The sequence below is a fragment of the Acinetobacter pittii ANC 4050 genome, from assembly GCF_000399685.1.
GTDB lineage: Bacteria > Pseudomonadota > Gammaproteobacteria > Pseudomonadales > Moraxellaceae > Acinetobacter > Acinetobacter pittii_E.
Genome location: NZ_KB976987.1, coordinates 2,595,896 through 2,617,313, shown reverse-complemented (window position 1 = coordinate 2,617,313; position 21,418 = coordinate 2,595,896). Strand labels below are relative to the sequence as shown.

Here is a 21,418-nt window from a genome sequence, read left to right as displayed (position 1 = left end):
GCCGATCTAATGTGATCGGCTTTTTATTTTGACTGAATAATTCAAATCAAATTATGAGCTTTTGTATTCAACTAAAATGCGTAACATACGACGTAAAGGCTCAGCAGCACCCCAGAGTAACTGATCACCCACTGTAAATGCACCTAGATATTCTTTACCCATGTTGAGTTTACGTAGACGACCTACAGGCACAGTTAAAGTACCAGTTACAGCAACAGGTGTAAGGTCAGTCATAGACGCTTCACGAGTGTTTGGTACAACTTTCGCCCATTGGTTTGAAGTACGAATCATGTCTTCAATTTCATCAAGCGGTACATCTTTTTTCAACTTGATTGTAAGTGCTTGAGAGTGGCAACGCATTGCACCAATACGGACACAGTGACCATCAATAGGAACAATTTGTGAGTTACCCAAGATCTTGTTGGTTTCAACTTGACCTTTCCACTCTTCTTTTGATTGACCGTTTTCAAGTTGCTTATCAATGTAAGGAATCAATGAACCCGCTAATGGCACACCAAAGTTAGCAGATGGGAAACCTTCACCACGTTGTAACTCAGCAACTTGACGATCAATATCCAAAATTGCAGATTTAGGATCATCTAACAATGTTTTGGTATTGTTATATAAGTAGCCCATACCAGTAATGAGCTCACGCATGTTTTGTGCGCCAGCGCCTGATGCTGCTTGATAAGTCATAGCAGTCATCCACTCCACCAAATTATTTTGGAAAAGTGAACCTACACCCATCAACATAAGCGATACTGTACAGTTACCACCTACGAAAGTTTTGGTGCCGTTAACCAAGCCGTCTTTAATCACGTTAAGGTTTACTGGATCAAGAACGATGATTGCATCATCTGACATACGTAAAGTAGAGGCTGCATCAATCCAGTAGCCATCCCAACCAGTTGCTTTTAACTGTGGGAAAACTTCAGACGTATAGTCACCACCTTGACAGGTAATAATGACATCCATTTGCTTCAGACTATTAATGTCTGTAGCTTCCATAAGTGCTGGGGCAGTCTTACCACCAAATGAAGGAGCTTCACCACCTGCATTACTGGTAGAGAAATAGAATGGCTCAATATGAGCAAAATCATTCTCTTCAACCATACGTTGCATAAGGACGGAACCGACCATCCCGCGCCAACCGACCAGACCTACTTTCATGTCATTTTGCCTCGGTGCGTTAAAATTGTTAGGGGGAGTTGAGTGTATCAAAAGTGTCCACAACTGCAAGCGTTACAGAAACAAAACACCATGTTTATTGAGTAGAATATCTTGTTTATGTTACATACAAAATTGATAAAGATGACAAAAACTTTAAAAAACAAATCATCTTAAAAGAGAAAATTCAATGATTTATATCGAAGTTCTAGCTGGTCTGGTGATTTGGTTGAGTTTCTGGTCACTTATTCCTCGTGATGAGTGGTGGTTTCGTGGTGCCGATTTTCCTCGTTTGCAGATTCTATTTGTTGGTTTGTTAGCCTTTATTGGAATACTTTTTTGGCCTACCGAATGGAACCTCTGGCGTGAAATAGTTTTGGCTGTGCTCATTGCCGCTCTTGCTTACCAACTTAAAATGGTTTTGCCCTATACCTTGTTTTGGAAAAAACAGGTTAAACAGGTGAGACCATCTCAATTAGATCCGCAAAAGCAGATTTCATTAATCGTATCAAATGTTCTTACTCCTAATGATAAATATCATTTACTTCTTGAGCATATCCAGACATTAAAACCTGATTTATTACTTACACTAGAAAGTGATAAGACATGGGAGAATGCTTTAAAAGAGATTGAAGGCGACTATCCTTATCGTGTTCCTGTGCCTTTAGATAACCTCTACGGCATGCATTTATATAGTCGCTTACCCTTATCAAATACCGAAGTTAAATTTATTCTCAGTGATGAAATTCCTTCTATTCATACCACTGTGACTTTACGCTCCGGTATGCCGGTTCAACTCTATTGTTTACATCCGAAACCACCTAGTCCGACTGAGGCGAAAGATTCGACTTTACGTGATGCAGAACTTTTAATTGTGGGTGACCAAATTAAAGATCTTGATGAAAGCTGTATAGTGATGGGGGATTTAAACGATGTAGCATGGTCGCGTACTACGCGTCTATTTCAGCGAATTAGTGGATTACTTGATCCGCGAGTTGGCCGACATTTCATTAATACTTTTCATGCAGACTATCCGTTACTGCGTTGGTCTTTAGACCATATTTTCCATAGTACCGATTTTGGTTTGGTTAAAATGCAGCGTTTGCCTCATATCGGATCTGATCATTTCCCTGTCTATGTGGTTTTGCAGACTGGTCGAATATTTGAACTTATTCAAGAAGAGCTTGAGCAAACTCAAAATGATGAAGAGGAGGCGCAAAGTGCCATCCAAGAAGGAATTGCCAAAGCAGAAGCAGAAGAGAAAATAGTGACTGATAAAATTGCACAGCCTTATAAATAAAAAGAATATAAAAATCGATGTAAGCAATATCGTACAAAGATTTGAGTCTAGGGCGAATAGGCAGATAGTTATAAAAACCTTATTCTATATTCATCGGCACATGGAAACGGGAATGGATAGTCCCACGTAAGGATACACGAAGCTGATATGGAATAGCATCACGGATTAGATGTTGGAACGGACACGATAAAAATAATTATTAACCTGAAAGCACAACCTCATTTACCCGAGTTTTGCAGGACGCAGAACTCGGGTTGATATTTTTATATACCTTATTTAATTCTGTGTAAATAAAATAAAAAATTTTGAGCTCATCTTAATTTTTAAAGCTATCTCATACTAGGTAAACACTCACATTTTTTGATATAAATTTGTGCAATTTTTAATGAAAAAAGATACAAAATTTTTTTTTATTAAGCTTCTGTTTTTATAGATTATTGACGAATAAATATAGGCTTTGATCTATTTAAGGATAAATTGGGGTTGTTTAATTAATAAATCTCAATAGAATGTGCCGATCGTTGACATGTTGGATCGTCAACAGGCATTGTTGTTTATCTCGCCGGATCGGCGAGTTGTGATTTGTTTGTGCATTTAAATTTCTGTTTGGAAATTACTGTACATATTGAGGTTTCACTCTTAGTTAGTGGTCTTCTCCCTCTCATATTTGATACTTTGCGGTGCATAAGGATTGTCTTATGAAGAATTTTAAATTTAGCCTTGCATGGCAAATTTTAATTGCTTTAATCCTAGGGATAGTTGTCGGGGCTGTTTTACATAACCAGCCTGAAATCAAAGACAGTATTGTGAATAATGTTCTTAACCCATTGGGTAAGATCTTTATTAGCCTGATTAAAATGATTGTTATTCCAATCGTTTTCTCTACCTTAATTTTAGGTATTGCAGGTGTTGGCAGTACGAAAAGTTTAGGGCGACTTGGTTTTAAAACCATTCTCTATTTTGAAATTATTACGACTATTGCTATTTTGGTTGGATTGGTTGCAGCAAATATCTTCCATCCGGGCTCAGGCATTGATATGTCTCAGTTGGTACAGTCGGATATTTCTCAGTACAAGCATACAACTGAAGAAGTTCAGTCTCAGTCACATGGTCTTATTCAAACAATATTATCGCTTATCCCAACGAACATTATTAGTTCGATGGCACATGGCGAAATGTTACCTGTGATTTTCTTTGCTGTGCTATTTGGTATCGGTTTATCTTCTTTACCAGCAACGACAAAAGACCCATTATTGAACGTGTTTCATGCTGTTTCAGAAACGATGTTCCGCGTAACGCATATCATTATGAAGTATGCGCCTGTGGGGGTGTTTGGTTTAATCGCTGTAACTGTTGCAAACTTCGGTTTTGCTTCACTTATCCCTTTAGGCAAATTAGTCGTGTTGGTATACGGTGCGATTTTATTCTTTGCTTTAGTGGTGCTTGGTTTAACTGCAAAAATGTTCGGTATCAATATCTTTATCTTGTTTAAGATTTTGAAAGATGAATTGATTTTAGCTTATTCAACTGCAAGCTCGGAAACAGTTTTACCGCGTATCATGCAAAAAATGGAAGCTTACGGTGCGCCAAAAGCAATTTCCAGTTTTGTAATTCCAACAGGTTATTCATTTAACCTTGATGGTTCTACGCTGTACCAAAGTATCGCAGCAATCTTTATTGCACAGCTTTACGGTATTGAAATGTCAATCAGCCAACAAGTGATTTTGGTTGTAACATTAATGATTACTTCTAAAGGTATTGCTGGTGTTCCTGGTGTATCATTTGTTGTGTTATTAGCGACATTAGGTAGTGTGGGTATTCCTGTTGAAGGCTTAGCATTTATTGCTGGTGTTGACCGTATTATGGATATGGCTCGTACTGCGCTGAACGTTGTCGGTAACGCACTTGCTGTACTTGTAATCAGTAAATGGGAAAAGCAATACGACTCTGAAAAAGCTGCTGCTTATGAAGCATCTCTTAAATAAGAAAGAAGTTTTTTAGTCGAAAAAAACCCGCGAAGATCGCGGGTTTTTTATTGGGTTATTTTAAAACGCGTTGGTAGAGTTCTAGTGTTTGGTCACACATATCTTTTAAGCTAAACATCGTGACAGGAGCAACGACTTGCGGTTGTTCAATATGTTTTTTTACAGTCTCTATTAAAGCTTTTTCATTTTCTGCTTCAACAAGACCTTGCGGATAGACGTTCGATAAAATCTCAGCAACACCTCCACGGTTCCAGCCAATCACTGGCGTACCGACTGAAAGCGCTTCTAATGCTGTTCTACCGAATGTTTCTGCCTGATTGGATAGAGAGAGCACAATATCGCTAAAAGCCAGCCATTCGCGAATATCAGAGCGATGGCCTACAAAGGTGATTTTATCAGTAAGTCCTTTGCTTTGAATGGTGCTTTGCAGTTCGTTTAAGTAAGCTTGCTTTTTGGCATCAGCCCCACCGACAACAACTGCATGTAGCTGAGGATATTGCGTCTGAAGTTGCTGCATCAGTTCAATTAAACTTTCATGTCCTTTTAAACGCGTAATACGACCAGGTAAGCAAAGTAAAAACTTATTTTCAAGCTCAGGGAAATCATTAAAAACTTGATTAAACCATTGTGCTGAAGGTTGGTAATTATGCGGAAAAGCGGCAGGGTCAATGCCTCGATAAATCCGCACAATATCTTGTGGTGGGCAGTTTTTATAATGGTCAGTGATGTACTTAACCACACTGTCAGAAACAGCAATGACTTTTTCAGCTTGAGTCATAATCGTACTATAACGATTAACTGAATAAAAGCCATGTACCGTGCTAATGAGGTGAGGGCGTTTGTTTGCTGGTATTTTTCTCAAAGCGAAGTGAGTAAGCCAAGCTGGTACACGAGAGCGCACATGAACAATATCCGGTTGATGCTGTTCAATCAGCTGACGTAATGGACGGATTTGCCACAAGCTTGACAATGATTTTTTATGGATAGGCAGCGTTAAATGAGTAGAACCTTCAGCTTCGAGCTGGGACACTAGACGTCCGCCATTTGAAACAACCAAAGATTGATGGCCTTGTGCAACCAGTGCACGTGCAATTTCTAGTGTGCCGCGTTCTACGCCACCGCTATTGAGTTCTGGGAGAAGTTGCATCACTTTCATTGTTTTTTGCCTTTAGGTTGTAGCAAAGCGGAGTCTTGCAGTTCATTTATTTAATATTTGGAGTTTACTCCTTACTTTTGTTTTGGCAAAAGTAACAAAACCATTTGTTGGACTAACGACACATCCATGATGTCGTAGCCCAACAGGCGACATCCATGTCGCCTTCGCACGATAGTACATACTGGAGTTTATTTAGATGTTTATAACTATAGTGCGGTAATTATTGAAGGTTTCAGTAAATCTCTTCATATCCCTCAGGACGTGTTTTAAAGCGACGGTGGAACCACATATATTGAGTTGGTGCGATGCGAAGCTGATTTTCAATAATCTTATTCACACGTGTTGCATCTTCAACTTCATCTTCACTTGGCATATTGTCGACCGCAGGTTCAATCAAGATATGATATTTAGGGTCTTGTACATTGCCTTGACGATAAAAATATAAAGGAACTGCGACTGCCTTCGAGATTTTTAATAAACGTCGGTGAGCAGTCACTGTAGCTGCTGGTACACCAAAAAATGGTGCCATAACGCCTTGCTTGAGTCCGAAGTCTTGATCAGGGCTATACCAAATTGCATCACCATCTTTAAGATGACAAATTAAACCACGCATATCATCATGATCGATTTGCGCTTTATAAATGGTGCCACGGCAACGATATATCAGCATATCGAGCAATGGGTTGTTTTGAGGTCGGTAGACGACATCTGGCTCGAAATATTGAGCGCACACATAACCCCCTGCATCAAGAAGCGTACTATGAGTTCCCAATAATAAAACGCCTTTGCCCTGAGCTTGAGCATTGGTAATGTGTTCTAAACCTTCAATGGTGACACGGTTTTTAAACCAGTAAGGCTTATACCATGCATTTAATGTCTCAAAAATACCAAGCATCATATCTACAAAAACTTGCTTAGCTTGTTGCTGTACTTTTTCGGCTGACCATTCGGGAAAGCAGACTTCTAAATTACGAATAGTTGTTTTTCGGCGAGATTTTAAATATTTCCAAGCAAGATTTGCTAAGCCATGAGCCAGACGCCATTGAATTGCCCACGGCAAAATAGCCAAAAGCATTAAAAAAACAATGGCAATCCAAATACCCCAATATTTAGGCAATAAAAAGGACCATTGAAATTCACCGGGCGTATAAGTCTGCTTTTGGCTCATAGCGATATAAAGAATTCAAAATTAAAACTGGCAAAAGTGTATCACGAACTGAATTTATCGTCGTAATACACTGTTGAATTGAGCGGTTAAGATGAAGAAGTAAAGCGCGGTTATCGACGATTTTCTAAAAGAATGCGAACTGCAAGTCCAGCTAGCACTGTTCCCATAAGCCAACGCTGACATCAGCAAGTGAAATAAATCCCGCCATTTTTCCTTCAAAAAAAGCCCCCTTAATTTCAGAAGGCTTTTTTGTTATTTAAATTGTAGGAAAGAAAGCAAATTAATTTCCTTTGCTCATTTGTTCAAGTTCATCCCAACGTTCTAATTTTTCAAGTAATACCTCTTCAATTTCTGCAAGGCGTTGACTTGCTTTGGTTGCTTCATCGGCATTACTGACAAACCATGAACCATCTGCAAGTTTGTCAGAAAGCTCTGCTTGTTCAACTTCCAGTTTTTCGATTTCGGTAGGAAGTTGCTCAAGTTCACGTTGGTCTTTATAACTCAGTTTGACTTTTTTAACGTTACTTTGAGCTGCGGCTTTTTCAGCTTCCGCTTTTGCCTGAGCTTTTTTAACGTCAGACTTTTGGTCTACGACTTTATCATCTGGACGTTGCTGTAAATAGTCTTGGTAGCCACCAATGTACTCTGCAATATTGCCTTTGCCATCAAAGACCCAAGTCGATGTTACGACGTTGTCCATAAATGCACGGTCATGCGAAATGAGCAACAAAGTGCCTTTATATTCAGAAAGCATCTCTTCAAGAAGCTCTAGAGTCACCATATCCAAGTCATTGGTTGGTTCGTCCATCACAATCAGGTTCGATGGTTTAAGCAGTAATTTAGCAAGCAAGATACGGTTACGCTCACCACCAGAAAGAGCTTTTACCGGTGTGCGTGCGCGTTCAGGTGAGAACAAGAAATCTTGTAAATAGCTGTAGATATGACGGCGGTTACCATTTACATCAACAAAGTCAGAACCTTCTGAAACGTTTGCCATTACTGTTTTTTCAAGGTCTAAGGCATTACGTAATTGATCAAAATAAGCAACTTCTAACTGTGTACCTGTCTTAACAGAACCACCGTGCTCGATTTCACCTAAAATGGCTTTAATTAAGGTGGTTTTACCGACACCGTTATCACCTACTAGGCCAATACGGTCACCACGCATGACTAGTGTAGAGAAATCTTTAATAAGCGGTTTATCATCATAAGATACGCTTAAGTGCTCAATATCAAATACTAATTTACCAGAGCGATTTGCTTCTTGAGTCGCCATGCTCACTTTGCCTTGTTGTGAACGGCGGGCTTTCGATTCTTCACGTAAAGCTTTTAAGGCACGCACACGACCTTCATTACGGGTACGGCGAGCTTTAATCCCTTGGCGAATCCAAGCTTCTTCTTCAGCTAATTTTTTATCAAATAAAGCATTTTGTTTCTCTTCTGCTTCCATTTGCTGAGCTTTAAGCTCTAAGTAACGTGAATAGTTACCTTCATAGCCACGTAAAATACCACGATCAAGTTCAACAATACGAGTCGCAATGCTATCTACAAAAGAGCGGTCATGCGAAATAAATAGAAGCGTTAAATTATTTTGATCGAGTAGGAATTTTTCTAACCATTCAATACTTTCAACATCTAGATGGTTCGTCGGTTCGTCTAGAAGTAATACGTCCGGTTGTGTCAAAAGAGCGCGGGCAAGTAAAACACGGCGTTTACGTCCACCTGAAAGATCTGCCAAATCCGCATTTGGGTCGAGTCCCATTTTACTTAATAGGGCATTGACCTTGTTTTCGAGTGCCCAGCCGTCTAGTTGGTCGAGCTTGTGCTGTAGGTTCCCCATACGGTCACACGCTTCCATGTCGCCAAGCATACAAGCATCAGTTGCTTCATGATAAGCTCTGAGTACTTCGGCAGCTTCTCCTGCACCATCAGCCACAATGTCAGCAACTTTGCCAGAATCCATTGGAACGTCTTGGGCTAACATTGAAACTGTTAAACCATTTTGAATGGAAACTTCACCAGAATCTGGTAATAGGCTTCCCTCGATCAGTTTAAGTAAAGTAGACTTACCTTCACCATTACGACCAATTAAACAGACTCGTTCGCCACGTTCTAGATTAAAGTTCGCGCCATCGAGCAGGGCAGGTCCGCCAAAAGCAAGTTGGACATCCCTTAGGGTAATATAGGCCATAATGTTTTCCAGAATCTCAAATGAGGATTTAAATGACTAAACCACCATATCATGATGATCAAGCGTCATTTTCCGCACCCATTGAAGATTTGCAAGTGCGAATTACATTTTTGGATGATTTAGTTGAACAATTAAATCAACAACTCGCTATTCAGACTCAGGAAATAGCTGATTTGAAAAAACAAATGCAATTTCTTTATCAACGTGTGGAATCTTCGGATTTATCAGAAGGTATTGCACCTTTTGATCCATTAACGAATAAACCTCCTCACTATTAATAAAAAGGCAAGTTCGATACTTGCCTTTTTATTTGGGAATATTATTAATTTTGCTTAAAAACCCTGTAAGACAATTTTCCCTTTTGTTGTGCCACTTTCAATTTGCTGATGAACTCGTTTTAAATTTTCAGCATTAATAGGGCTTAAAACCTGCGTCACGGTCGTCTTAATTTTTCCTTCATCAACTAGCTTGCTGACCTCATTTAATAGTTCACTTTGTTTTGCCATATCTTCGGTGTGGTACATTGAACGTGTGAACATAAATTCCCAATGCACAGATACGGACTTCGATTTAAACGGTTTAATATCTAACTGTTCTGGATCATCAATAAGTCCGAAACGGCCTTGTGGTGCAATCAACTCTACGATATCTGATAAATGTTGATCTGTTTGAGTGGTTGAGAATACATATAAAGGTGCCGTTAAATCTAATTGCTTGATTTGGGCTGCTAAAGGCTGACGATGATCTAATACATAATCTGCTCCAAGTTGCTTAACCCATTCTTGAGTTTCTGACCGTGAAGCTGTTGCAATAATCGTTAAGTTAGTTAATTGTTTAAGAAGCTGAATAGTGATTGAACCTACACCACCCGCTCCACCAATGACTAATATTGATGTTTTTTTTGGAGCATTTGTTGGAACTTGCAGGCGATCAAATAGCATCTCCCACGCTGTGATTGCAGTTAAAGGGAGAGCTGCCGCCTTGGTTGCTTCTAAAGTTTTTGGTTTATGACCCACAATGCGTTCATCAACAAGCTGTAATTCACTATTACTGCCTTGGCGATTAAGAGCACCTGCATACCAAACAACATCGCCAATCTTAAATTGAGTAACTTTGTCTCCAATCGCTTCAACAATACCTACTGCATCCCAACCAAGCGTTTTCCACTGATTATTCTCAGGGCTTACATTCTTGCGGATTTTAGTATCGACCGGATTTACTGAAACAGCTTGGACACGAACAAGTAGATCATGGCCTTCTGCAACGGGAGTGTCGAGTTCAATATCCACGAGTGCTTCTGATGATGTAATAGGCCCCGCTTTTTGATATGCCACACCTTTCATAATGATGATTCCTCTTGTTGAGAGTTTGATCATAACGTAAGCTTTAAAAGAGTGACTACAGACAAATAACGCTCATAGTGTCAAAAAGGATACTGTAAAATGGCAAAAGCAAGACATTCAAGTTTTGACTGTTCTCCGGGATGTGCCGTTGAGGCTGCAATTAGTTTGATTGATGGAAAATGGAAATGTGTCATTCTTTGGCATTTATTTAATGAAGGCACCTTAAGGTTTAATGAAATTCGAAAGCGTGTTCCGAGTATTACTCAAAGAATGCTGACAAATCAGCTACGTGAATTGGAACAAGATGGCATTATTCATCGAGAAGTCTATCCTCAGGTACCGCCTAAAGTGGAATACTGCCTGACTGATTTGGGACAAAGTCTTGAGAAAATTCTATTTGCTTTAAAACAGTGGGGTGATGCTCACATTGACCAATTTGGAAGGCTGACACTTGTTGATGGACATTCGAATCCTTAATGATATTTGAGTCAGCTCATCGCAATTTGCGCTGTGAAATCTCAATATTTTGAGCCTTGCCATCTTATCGGGCATTATTTTTATGTTGAAACTTGCGTTTTCTGGTCAGCTTATGCAACTCTAATAAAAGAGATTAATAGGTTTTGCTATGGACAATATGGGAATTTGGGTTACCGTTATCATTGTTCTTTTCGTACTAGGCTCCATTTTTGGTTTAAGGGTGAGCCCACGTGAAAAGGCACTTGGTATTATGCGTGATAAAGCTCGTAAAATGGGTTTACACCCACGTGTAATCGTTGCACCTGAATGGACACATGTCCCAATGGCGACTGAAAAGCGTGCCAGCATGGTTGCTTATTATAGTGTATTGATTCCCGATGCTCGTTTATCTTTAATGCGTGCTCGCGTTATAGACGGCAAATTAAAAGTGGTTCAGGGCGATGAGAAATTTAATGATTCTCCCATTGCATTAAAAGGGATTTATGCTATTGATATGCAGGCAAACTGTGTAGGGCTTTATTGGGATGAGGAATCAGACCTGAGAGCAACACAATTAGATGAGATGAAGGCTTATCTGTTGAACTTGGCTAAAGCCTGATTTTTAAATTTATTGGTATAGGAATAACATTTTATATGGCGAATACCTCGCGCTCTGCATCTCAAAGCACAGCATCTACTGCACCTGCTGCACATAAACGTGCCTTAGTGATTGTGGAGTCGCCTGCCAAAGCGAAAACCATCAATAAATATTTGGGTTCGCAATACATTGTAAAGTCTTCTGTAGGTCACGTACGTGATTTGCCAACAGGCGGCAGCAAATCGACTGAGAAAAAGCCGGCTGCCCGGACGAAACTCACTGAAGCAGAAAAAGAACAAAAAGCTAGTCAGGCTTTAGTTAATCGTATGGGGGTTGATCCTGAACATGGTTGGGAAGCTCATTACGAAGTTCTGCCAGGTAAGGAAAATGTTGTTGCTGAACTAAAGAAACTCGCCAAAGATGCCGATGCAATCTATCTCGCAACGGACTTGGATAGAGAAGGGGAAGCCATTGCTTGGCACCTAAGAGAAGTTATTGGTGGTGACGACAGTCGTTATCACCGTGTGGTATTTAACGAAATTACTAAAAATGCCATTCAAGAAGCATTTAAACAACCTACACGCCTAGATTTAAACCGAGTTAACGCTCAACAAGCACGTCGTTTCTTAGACCGTGTTGTTGGCTTTATGGTTTCGCCATTACTTTGGGAAAAGATTGCCCGTGGTTTGTCAGCTGGTCGTGTGCAGTCTGTAGCGGTGAAACTGGTTGTAGAGCGTGAAAGAGAAATTCGTGCTTTTATTCCAGAAGAATACTGGCAAGTTTTTGCAGACACGCAAGCCAAGAAAGATGACATTCGTCTTGAAGCAGTTAAGCAAGCTGGTAAAACTCTTAAACTGAAAAATAAAGCTGAAACCGATGCTCTATTAGACGTTTTAAAAGGTGCTGAATATAAAGTTGCACAGCGTGAAGATAAACCGACTAAGGTGAATCCAAGTGCACCTTATATCACTTCAACGTTGCAACAGGCTGCAAGTACTCGTTTAGGTTTTTCTGTGAAGAAAACCATGATGCTGGCTCAGCGTTTATATGAAGCAGGCTTTATTACCTATATGCGTACTGACTCAACATTCTTGAGTGATGACGCAGTAAGCATGGTACGCGCTCATATTGAAAGCCAATTTGGCGAGAAATATTTACCTGCAAAGCCAAACCGCTATGGTAACAAAGCGGGTGCTCAAGAAGCCCATGAAGCCATTCGTCCGTCAAATGTTGCGCTTACAGGTGATCAACTTGCGGGTGTGGAACGTGATGCTCAACGTTTGTATGATTTGATTTGGCGTCAGTTTGTTGCATGTCAAATGACTCCAGCAGAATATTTATCTTCGACTTTAACGGTTGAAGCTGCAAATGTTGAATTAAAAGCAAAAGGCCGTACGCTTGTATTTGATGGCTTTACACGAGTTCGTGGTGCCAACAAGTCTGATGACGATATTATTTTGCCTGCAATTAAAGTTGGTGAAATCTTAAAATTAGAAAAGTTAGACCCAAGTCAGCACTTTACTAAACCACCTGCACGTTTTACTGAAGCTTCTTTGGTTAAAGAACTTGAAAAACGTAGTATTGGTCGTCCTTCGACTTATGCAGCGATTATTTCTACGATTCAAGAACGTGGCTACGTTAAGTTAGAAAACCGTCGTCTTTTCGCCGAAAAAATGGGTGAAATTGTGACGGATCGTCTTGATGAAAGCTTCAATAACTTGATGAACTATGCATTTACGGCAGATCTTGAAGGACAGCTCGATAAAGTTGCAACAGGTGAGCGTAACTGGAAAGAGTTACTAGATACATTCTATGGTGACTTTAAAAAACGTCTTACCAATGCTCAAGGCGAGCATGGAATGCGTCGTAACCAGCCGGTTGAAGTACCAGCTGTACATTGTCCCGAATGTTCACGTCCAATGCAGATTCGTACAGGTACAACAGGCGTATTCTTAGGTTGCTCTGGCTATAACTTACCGCCTAAAGAGCGTTGTAAAGGTACTTTGAATTTAACACCTGTTGAGTCCTTAGCGGCCCTATCTGATGATGATGGTGCTGAAACCGCAGACTTGATGTCAAAACATCGCTGTGCGAAATGTGGCACAGCTATGGACAGTTATGTTATTGATGGTGGTCGTAAACTGCACGTATGTGGTAACAACCCTGACTGTGATGGTTTTGAGCTTGAAGAAGGTGAGTTCAAGATTAAAGGCTACGATGGTCCAACCATTCCGTGTGATAAATGTGATGGTGAGATGCAGCTTAAAACTGGTCGTTTTGGCCCGTATTTCGCTTGTACAAGCTGTGACAACACTCGTAAGGTCTTGAAAAGTGGTCAACCTGCGCCTCCACGTGTAGAACCGATCAAGATGGAACATTTACGCTCAACGAAACATGATGACTATTTTGTGTTGCGTGATGGTGCGGCTGGTTTATTCTTGGCTGCAAGTAAATTCCCGAAAATTCGTGAAACTCGTGCGCCAAAAGTTGCGGAATTACGTAGCGTTGCAGCCCAGCTTGATCCTAAATATCAATTTATTTTACAAGCACCAGATGTAGACCCTGAAGGTAATCCGACAGTTGTGAAATTCAGTCGTAAGAATCAATCACAATATGTGGGCTCGGAAACTCCAGAAGGCAAACAAACTAAATGGAGCCTAATTTATCAAAATGGTAAATGGGTTGAAGGCTAATTAAGTCCACAATAAAAAATGCTAGCTCAGCTAGCATTTTTTATATCTAAAACAATAAAAGAAAATTTTAATTTTATGGGGAAAAAGAATGTGGAAAAACATTCGAGTTTTATGTTTGTTAATTATTTTGCTGATTGTTGCTGTTCAGGCATGGCGAGATCAAAACCAAGATTGGAATCAACCTATTGTTGTGGTTTTACATCCTATTAATGCCGATGGTTTACAGACATCACAGAGCTATGTCCATCAATTGCAAAACACTGATTTTGAGAAAATAAAAACCTATTTAGAGCAGTGGTCACAACATTATCGTGGTCAATCAGCGAATTTTGTAATTCGTTTAGGACAACAGTTACAACAACGTCCTCCTGAGGTTCCTCAGAATGCCAATATCTTTCATGTAATGTGGTGGAGTTTAAAGTTTCGTTTTTATGCATGGCAACATCAACAACCTGAAGATAAGGGGGCGTCACTCAAACTTTACTTAAATTATTACGACCCAAATTATCAAAAAGTTTTGATCCATTCGACTGCTTTAGAAAAAGGTCGTATTGGTAGTGTGAATTTATTTGCGACCAAAACACAAGCCTCACAAAATCAGGTCGTAATTGTTCATGAGCTATTACATGGCTTTGGGGCACAAGACAAATATGATTTACAAACAGGACAACCACTTTATCCTCTAGGTTATGCGCAACCTGAAAAAGTGCCTTTATATCCACAAACTGACGCTGAAATCATGGGTGGTCGAACACCGTTATCTGAGCAGAGCAGTAAAATGCCGAATGGTTTACATGAAACAATCATAGGTTTACCTACAGCCCAAGAAATTGGCTGGGTGAAATAAAACTGTGGATAAATACTGCTTTATCCACATCAATTGTTAAGAAACGATGCAGATTTTATACAGACAAAAAATGTGAAGTGCATCACTATTATTGGGTAGATGAAATTCTAATACCTGATAATAAGAGTAGCCATGATGAAAACTGTCGGTAATGATTTGGTACGTAATCAGTTACATGCTGATCGTAAGTGGTATTTGATATTAGGCTTTGTGCTTATTGGCTTTGGTCTGATTTTATTTAGTTCATTACCATTTGCGACTTTTTCTGTCGTTTTTTTATTTGGAATACTCATGATGGTCGGAGGTGTTTTACATCTTGTCGCGGCTATGAGTGTTTTTAAAGGTGCTAGCCGATGGTTATGGGCACTTTTTGGCATACTTTATTTAATGGCTGGTTATTACGCTTTTTCTACTCCCGTCACCACAGCCGTGGTTTTGACGAGTTTATTATCTATAGCACTGATTATTGCCGGGGCTATACGTACAGTAAACGCGATTTTACTTAAGCCAATTACTGGATGGGGCTGGACCCTATTTTCAGGGTTATTAACGCTCGCTACCGGTATTTTAATTTTAGTTTCCAAAGATTCGCCTTTTTGGGTGTTAGGAATGTTCCTTGCTATTGATATCTTATTTCAAGGAATTAACTTTTTAGGTTTGGCTTCCGCGATTAAGCATCTGCCATCTAGTTCAAAAACAGTATCTTAAATAAAAATACTGTATCAAAGAGCACTTTAGGTGCTCTTTTTTGTTTTTAGGATGGCAGACGCATCTGTTGCTTTGGTCTGTTAAACTATGTCTTGGTGTTTTAGCGATATGTGTTATGAGTCTTGCAAAATTAATTAATGAACTGAATGCTCAGCAAAAAAAAGCAGCCACGACGACTGCTCAGAACTGTTTAGTTTTGGCGGGTGCTGGTTGTGGCAAGACAAAGACTATTGTTGCTCGTGCCGCTTATTTAATTGATCAAGGCTTACCAGCAAACCAAATCCAGATTTTAACTTTTACTCGACGTGCTGCGAGTGAAATTGTTGCAAGAGTCGAGCAGCATGTAGGAGCACAGGCAAAGGGCTTAAGAGCTTCGACTTTTCATACTTTTTGCATGTATTTGCTACGCCGTAACCCACAAGCTTTTGGTTTAAATCAATTTAGTATTATTGATCGTGATGATCAGTTACTGATGTTTCGCTTATTAAGAGGTAAAGACAAAGATAACGTTTTACCTAAAGCGGCAGAGCTGTGCGATTTGTATTCTTTTGCTCGAAATACTCAAACCAAACTTTCTGAAGCACTGCTTAAGCAACTTCCAGAAGCCTACGAGCACAAGGCACAAATTGCTGAGTTGATGAAAACTTATGAGCAACGTAAGAAAGAGCGTAATTTTTTAGATTACGACGATATCTTGTCGATTGTGGCGGTGCATTTACAAAACTCAGAAGCGCTCACCAATTGGGTGGCAGGCTTCTGTCAGGCATTGCTAGTTGATGAAATGCAAGATACAAACCCTTTGCAATGGGCTTTGTTGCAGCCCTTAATTGGTAAAGTGAAGTTGTTTTGTGTGGGTGATGATGCGCAGTCGATTTATGGTTTTCGCGGCGCCGACTTTGAAAATATTCATTCTTTTAAAGAACGAATACCTGATGCAGAAGTACTTACACTTGCTTTAAATTACCGTTCGACTCAAGAAATCTTAGATTTATCGAACTGGCTGTTGGCACATAGCCCAATTGATTATCAAAAACAGCTACAAGCACATCGTGGCCAAGGGCAAAAGCCACAGCTACATTTGTTTGGTAATGAGTTTGAAGAAGCAAACTGGATTGCACAAGATTTAATAACGCGCCATCAACAAGGTGCAAACTGGCATAACCATATGGTTTTGGTGCGTTCTGGCTATAGTGCCCGATATCTAGAAGGGGCTTTTATTGCTGCTGAAATACCTTATCGCTTTATTGGTGGAGTAAAACTTCTTGAGTCGGCCCATGTAAAAGATGTACTGAGCCTGCTACGTATTGTGAGCAACCCTCATGATGATTTGGCTTGGATGCGGTTTTTAACCTTATGGGATGGAATTGGTGATGTTGGAGCGAGTAAGTTAGCCCAAGAGCTAATGGGAATCGCTGATGTTGAAGAACGCTGTCAACGACTTGAACGCCATGGCAAGGTCCCTTTACAAGCAATTTTAATTTTAAAACAGTTAGACGTACTACAGCAGCATGTTGAAGCAAGTATTGGCTTAGCTCTTGATGCTTTAGGCGAGCAGCTAGAGCAAAATTATAAAACTAAAGACTGGTCACGCCGTTTAAAAGACTTTGATTTGGTTAAGCAACTTGCGCGTAAGCATGCATCGTTGGGTGAATTCCTTGAAGAATATGTGCTTGAACCTATTTCAGTTTCTGAAATTGAAAAAGCTGCTGATCAAGATTTAGTGACTCTAATTACGATTCATTCAGCTAAGGGGGCCGAACAGAAAGTTTGTTATGTACCTCATGTATCACCAAATCAATATCCTTATGCAAGAGCACAGGGTGATTTTGATGATGTTGAGGAAGAACGCCGTGTGCTGTATGTGGCCTTAACACGTGCTGAAAATGAATTAATCTTGACGAAACAAAATCTTAATACGTGGTCACAAGACACGTATGACGAGCAAGGTCGTAAAGTCGAGAGTTATTTCTTAAATGATTTACCTACACATTTAGTTCAAGCAAAGATACATAGACAAGTACCTCAGCAATTTACTAAAAAACAATGGAACAGATCTCCTGCAGTAAATTTAGGTTTTGGTATCGATCTGGACTAAACTACTGTATAAGACGCTGTGATTACTTAAATGTATATTGGCCCTCCCTTTTATTGCCAATTAAGGTTAGAAAATGAAGATATTAGTTCGTAATTTAGATCGTGCTGTAAGTGAAGCTGAAGTTTTAGAGTTATTTAAGGCATATGGTAAAGTTGATACATGTGTTCTTGTGACTGATAAAGACACAGGTAAATCGAAAGGCTTTGGTTTTGTTGAAATGCCTAATCCACGTGAAGCGATTAAGGCAATTAAAGGCTTAAATACGCTTAAAGTTAAAGGCTATGGAATTCGAGTTAAAGCAGCCGAAGAATAAGTCTTAGCTAAACGTAAAATTTATCAAGTTGAGCTGGATTTACCATAAATAACGTTGATTTTATCAATGGAGTCGTTAAGCTAAGAATAGCTATTGCAATGGCGATTTTAGAACAGGAAAGTTTAGTTATGTCACGTGTTGCTCGTTATCATGCCGATCGTACCAATCAGAAGCTCTATTTCGCACGTCTAGCGTGTCAACAGGCAGAGCAGACCGATCACGTACAGCAGGTACAAGCTTATCGTGAAACAGCTGTATTTCATTTACATGGCGCAATGTTAGCGTTCTTACAAGAATTGGTACGTTATTACCGTTTAAATGATTTGCAACCTACTTTAAAATCTATTGAGGAACATATGGCGGCAAAAGGACAGGTTTCTCCTGAAGTGTCCGTTTTGCAGCAATTGGCAAAAGATGGTTTTGTTGCGGAGTTAAAACGTGCTTATCGTATGTGCCAATACGCCCCAGAACCAAAAGAACCGACTCCAGAAGAAGAAACTTCTTCTAATCTCATTATTAAAGTGACACAAGGTCCTCAGTCTTGGTTGCCAGATGTTAAAATCTTGCGTGAATGGCACCGAGAATTAAGCCATTTAATTGATGGTTTTCGTAATGAAATGGTTGAGTTCTAAAATTAAACTGCCTAGATGCTTGAAATTTAGACTAGGTGTGCCTATATAAATAAGACAAGAGAAGCAAAGTGCAAGGGTGCTTTGCCACCATGTTGAAACATGGAGGAAGTATATGTCTATACAGCAATTGAAAGAGTTATTTGGAAATCAAGAAGCAGTGTTGGAATTGGTTCAACTCGAAGGTGGTGAACTCGCCTTGCGTAATGCAGGTTCTGAAAATGAACCCTTGGTTAAAATTCAATTTAGCGATGAAGTCAAAGCAATCTTGGGTGAGCAGACTCCAGTTGTTGCTCAGCATATGATTCAGGCTGCATTGTTTGGACTGCTAGAGAAGCAGGTAAACGAGTGGCAGGCTGAGGTATTAGACGAACAGCCTAAATTCTTGAGTTAAAAAAAGCGTACTTTTAAGTACGCTTTTTATATGGGTTAATGAATTGTTGACTGATGGGCAAGCTCGATCTGATTTAATATGTGGTGACTCATATTCTTTGCCATTTCTTCTTTTGCATAGAACACTTCGCCAATATTTTCTTCACGGATAATTGCTGCTTCTTCTTTGCTTTCTGCGCAAATTAATACCTGAATTTGAGGATTTAATTGCTTGGCAATGCTCACAATACGGTGGATATCTAAAATATCCATAGGAGAGATCACCAAGAGTCGTGCATGCATGATATGTGCTTGAATTAAAACGCTCGGTTCGGTAGCAACACCGCTCACCGCAGCAATATTTGCCTGACGCAGTTTTTCTACGATTTCACGGTTCTCTTCTGCAATAACGACCTTAATATTCTCATTAATTAAATTTTCAGTAATGCGTCGTCCCACGCCGCCATATCCAACAATCACGACCTGATCGCGTAAGTAAGCTTGATCAACTTCATCGGGTAACATTGCTAATGGGTCACCACTACGTTCAAGAAGTCGGGCTAAGTGAGAACGCTCGCGAATCCAGCGTTGTACAGGCTCAATAGCTGAGAAGATGAACGAGTTGAGCGTAATTGAGAATAAAGCGCCTGCTAGAATCAGGTTTTGAGCTTCTAAGCTTAATAGTCCTAAAGAAACACCCAAGGTCGCCAAAATAAACGAAAACTCACCAATTTGTGCAAGGCTTGCCCCGACTGTTAAAGCTGTATTGATTGGATAGCGGAAAAATAAAACCAATGCCATTGCAGCAAGTGTTTTACCCACCATAATAATCGCAATAACAGCTAAGATATGTAGTGGGCTCTCAACAAGAATGTGTGGATCAAACAGCATGCCCACAGAAACAAAAAATAAAATCGAGAAAATTTCACGTAGTGGGAGAGTCTCTTCCTCAGCACGATGACTAAAGTCTGATTCTTTAACGACCATGCCCGCAAAGAAAGCTCCTAATGCCATTGAAACCCCAAAGATGGCATATGAACCATAGGCAATTGAAACGGCAGCAGCGACGACGGTCAGCGTAAATAGCTCTCTTGAGCCTAAACGTGCAACGAACTGCATAATAATAGGCACAACACGTTTACCTACTATGAGCATAAAGGCAATAAAGCCAATCACCTTTAATAAGGTTATCCCAAGGGTTAACCAGATATTACCCTCTGCACCTGCTGGTGCTTTGCCACCGAGTAAAACTGCTGTAGCAGGAAGGAGTACTAAAACTAGTACCATCACTAAGTCTTCCACTAACAGCCAGCCCACAGCAATTTTGCCGTTAACTGAATCTAAAAGACCACGGTCGCCTAAAGCTTTTAATAGTACAACCGTACTCGCACACGACAGACTTAAACCAAAAACAAGTGCTGAACCAAAACTCCAGCCCCATAGCATTGAAACCCCAATACCCAGTAAGGTTGCAACAGCGATCTGTAAAATTGCGCCTGGTAAAGCAATGCGTCGAACTTGCAATAAATCTTTTAATGAAAAGTGCATCCCTACACCAAACATCAGGAACATGACCCCGAGTTCTGCGAGCTGGTTAGCAAGATGAATATCTGCTTCTACACCTGGTGTATTTGGGCTAATAATAATTCCGGCAATTAAATAGCCGATAAGAGGAGGGAGTCGTAATCGGGCTGCAAGATAGCCAAAAATGAGGGCAACGCCGAAACCAACAGCAAGTAAAATAATTAAATCTACGTCATGCGGCACTAAAAACTCCTTTTACGTGAGTTAGGCTAAAGACAAGCATAAAAAATGCCAAGGCGGAATATAGATAAAGTTTAACAAAAAGGTAGGTATAAAAAAAATGCAAAAAAAAACGACTTCATAAAGAAGTCGTTTTTTTCGAGGCTAAAATTATTTGATTTTAGCTTCTTTGAAAATCACGTGTTGACGGATTTTTGGATCAAATTTTTTGATTTCCATTTTTTCCGGCATAGTACGTTTGTTTTTAGTCGTGGTATAGAAGTAACCTGTACCAGCTGAAGAAACGAGGCGAATCTTATCACGCATTGCTCAGACTCCTTAGATCTTTTGACCTTGAGCACGAAGGTCTGCAACAACCTTTTCGATACCCAATTTGTCAATAATACGCATACCTTTAGTGGTTAAACGAAGACGTACAAAACGTTTTTCGCTTTCTAACCAGAAACGGTGGTGGTGCAGGTTCGGCTCGAACCGGCGCTTGGTTTTGTTGTTGGCGTGTGAGACGTTGTTACCAACGACTGGACGCTTGCCGGTAACTTGGCAAACCTTAGACATGGTGTAACTCCATTGATTCAGCCAACAGCAAATCTGTGGCCAGTCATACTAAATGTAAACGGATGAATTCATTCAAGG

At 40.0% G+C, this 21,418-nt stretch carries 20 protein-coding genes and 1 pseudogene; 12 read left to right on the top strand and 9 right to left on the bottom strand.

Annotation, left to right across the window (positions count from 1 at the left end):
* Positions 1–51: 51 nt before the first annotated feature.
* Entirely contained in the window at positions 52–1,170 is a 1,119-nt protein-coding gene (gene asd, locus F931_RS16055; RefSeq protein WP_016142294.1) for an aspartate-semialdehyde dehydrogenase, read from the bottom strand.
* A 187-nt stretch (positions 1,171–1,357) separates the two neighbouring features.
* On the opposite strand from asd, the gene F931_RS16050 reads away from it, so the two are divergent.
* Positions 1,358–2,467, top strand: a complete 1,110-nt coding sequence (locus F931_RS16050) for an endonuclease/exonuclease/phosphatase family protein (protein WP_016142293.1) — start codon at positions 1,358–1,360, stop codon at positions 2,465–2,467.
* Between the two features lie 698 nt (positions 2,468–3,165).
* A complete protein-coding gene (gene gltP / locus F931_RS16045) occupies positions 3,166–4,452 on the top strand; it encodes a glutamate/aspartate:proton symporter GltP (protein WP_016142292.1) in 1,287 nt (428 codons plus the stop codon).
* A gap of 55 nt (positions 4,453–4,507) precedes the next feature.
* Here gltP and lpsB read toward each other — a convergent pair whose 3' ends face one another.
* The 4 genes and pseudogenes from lpsB to uup form a co-directional block, all read right to left on the bottom strand.
* Entirely contained in the window at positions 4,508–5,608 is a 1,101-nt protein-coding gene (lpsB, locus tag F931_RS16040) for a glycosyltransferase family 4 protein (RefSeq protein ID WP_016142291.1), read from the bottom strand.
* 232 nt (positions 5,609–5,840) lie between these two features.
* Complete coding sequence (locus F931_RS16035; RefSeq protein ID WP_016142290.1) at positions 5,841–6,776, bottom strand: LpxL/LpxP family acyltransferase; 936 nt, start codon at positions 6,774–6,776, stop codon at positions 5,841–5,843.
* A gap of 110 nt (positions 6,777–6,886) precedes the next feature.
* A pseudogene (locus F931_RS22415) lies at positions 6,887–6,955 on the bottom strand (LysE family translocator); the annotation flags it as partial.
* A 101-nt stretch (positions 6,956–7,056) separates the two neighbouring features.
* Positions 7,057–8,967 (bottom strand): ATP-binding cassette domain-containing protein, encoded by a 1,911-nt coding sequence (gene uup / locus F931_RS16030; RefSeq protein ID WP_016142289.1) that lies wholly within the window; start codon positions 8,965–8,967, stop codon positions 7,057–7,059.
* Between the two features lie 32 nt (positions 8,968–8,999).
* On the opposite strand from uup, the gene F931_RS16025 reads away from it, so the two are divergent.
* The gene (locus tag F931_RS16025) at positions 9,000–9,245 is read left to right on the top strand and encodes a SlyX family protein (protein ID WP_002115104.1); all 246 of its coding nucleotides are present in this window, start codon (positions 9,000–9,002) and stop codon (positions 9,243–9,245) included.
* 54 nt (positions 9,246–9,299) lie between these two features.
* On the opposite strand, the gene F931_RS16020 is transcribed toward F931_RS16025, so the two are convergent.
* Positions 9,300–10,310 carry a zinc-binding alcohol dehydrogenase family protein gene (locus F931_RS16020; protein ID WP_016142288.1) on the bottom strand — a complete coding sequence of 337 codons (1,011 nt, stop codon included), beginning with the start codon at positions 10,308–10,310 and terminating at the stop codon, positions 9,300–9,302.
* A 99-nt stretch (positions 10,311–10,409) separates the two neighbouring features.
* On the opposite strand from F931_RS16020, the gene F931_RS16015 reads away from it, so the two are divergent.
* The 9 genes from F931_RS16015 (at position 10,410) to F931_RS15975 (ending at position 19,043) form a co-directional block, all read left to right on the top strand.
* A complete protein-coding gene (locus F931_RS16015) occupies positions 10,410–10,787 on the top strand; it encodes a winged helix-turn-helix transcriptional regulator (RefSeq protein WP_016142287.1) in 378 nt (125 codons plus the stop codon).
* 148 nt (positions 10,788–10,935) lie between these two features.
* The gene (locus F931_RS16010) at positions 10,936–11,385 is read left to right on the top strand and encodes a hypothetical protein (RefSeq protein ID WP_004842579.1); all 450 of its coding nucleotides are present in this window, start codon (positions 10,936–10,938) and stop codon (positions 11,383–11,385) included.
* A 35-nt stretch (positions 11,386–11,420) separates the two neighbouring features.
* Complete coding sequence (topA, locus tag F931_RS16005; protein WP_002115027.1) at positions 11,421–14,057, top strand: type I DNA topoisomerase; 2,637 nt, start codon at positions 11,421–11,423, stop codon at positions 14,055–14,057.
* 88 nt (positions 14,058–14,145) lie between these two features.
* Positions 14,146–14,904 (top strand): hypothetical protein, encoded by a 759-nt coding sequence (locus tag F931_RS16000; RefSeq protein WP_016142286.1) that lies wholly within the window; start codon positions 14,146–14,148, stop codon positions 14,902–14,904.
* Positions 14,905–15,039: 135 nt separating this feature from the next.
* A complete protein-coding gene (locus F931_RS15995) occupies positions 15,040–15,612 on the top strand; it encodes an HdeD family acid-resistance protein (protein WP_025470384.1) in 573 nt (190 codons plus the stop codon).
* A 115-nt stretch (positions 15,613–15,727) separates the two neighbouring features.
* Entirely contained in the window at positions 15,728–17,707 is a 1,980-nt protein-coding gene (pcrA, locus tag F931_RS15990; RefSeq protein WP_025470383.1) for an ATP-dependent helicase, read from the top strand.
* Between the two features lie 73 nt (positions 17,708–17,780).
* Positions 17,781–18,020 carry an RNA recognition motif domain-containing protein gene (gene rbpD, locus F931_RS15985; protein WP_002115113.1) on the top strand — a complete coding sequence of 80 codons (240 nt, stop codon included), beginning with the start codon at positions 17,781–17,783 and terminating at the stop codon, positions 18,018–18,020.
* 128 nt (positions 18,021–18,148) lie between these two features.
* Positions 18,149–18,652, top strand: coding sequence for a DUF6586 family protein (locus F931_RS15980; protein ID WP_016142283.1), 504 nt, complete (start codon positions 18,149–18,151; stop codon positions 18,650–18,652).
* Positions 18,653–18,764: 112 nt separating this feature from the next.
* Positions 18,765–19,043 (top strand): hypothetical protein, encoded by a 279-nt coding sequence (locus F931_RS15975; RefSeq protein WP_002114792.1) that lies wholly within the window; start codon positions 18,765–18,767, stop codon positions 19,041–19,043.
* Between the two features lie 35 nt (positions 19,044–19,078).
* On the opposite strand, the gene ybaL is transcribed toward F931_RS15975, so the two are convergent.
* From ybaL to rpmB, 3 genes are all read right to left on the bottom strand, one after another.
* Positions 19,079–20,788 carry a cation:proton antiporter gene (ybaL, locus tag F931_RS15970; RefSeq protein ID WP_016142282.1) on the bottom strand — a complete coding sequence of 570 codons (1,710 nt, stop codon included), beginning with the start codon at positions 20,786–20,788 and terminating at the stop codon, positions 19,079–19,081.
* A gap of 147 nt (positions 20,789–20,935) precedes the next feature.
* Entirely contained in the window at positions 20,936–21,091 is a 156-nt protein-coding gene (gene rpmG, locus F931_RS15965) for a 50S ribosomal protein L33 (protein ID WP_001205031.1), read from the bottom strand.
* Positions 21,092–21,103: 12 nt separating this feature from the next.
* The gene (rpmB, locus tag F931_RS15960) at positions 21,104–21,340 is read right to left on the bottom strand and encodes a 50S ribosomal protein L28 (RefSeq protein ID WP_000048256.1); all 237 of its coding nucleotides are present in this window, start codon (positions 21,338–21,340) and stop codon (positions 21,104–21,106) included.
* Positions 21,341–21,418 lie beyond the last annotated feature (78 nt).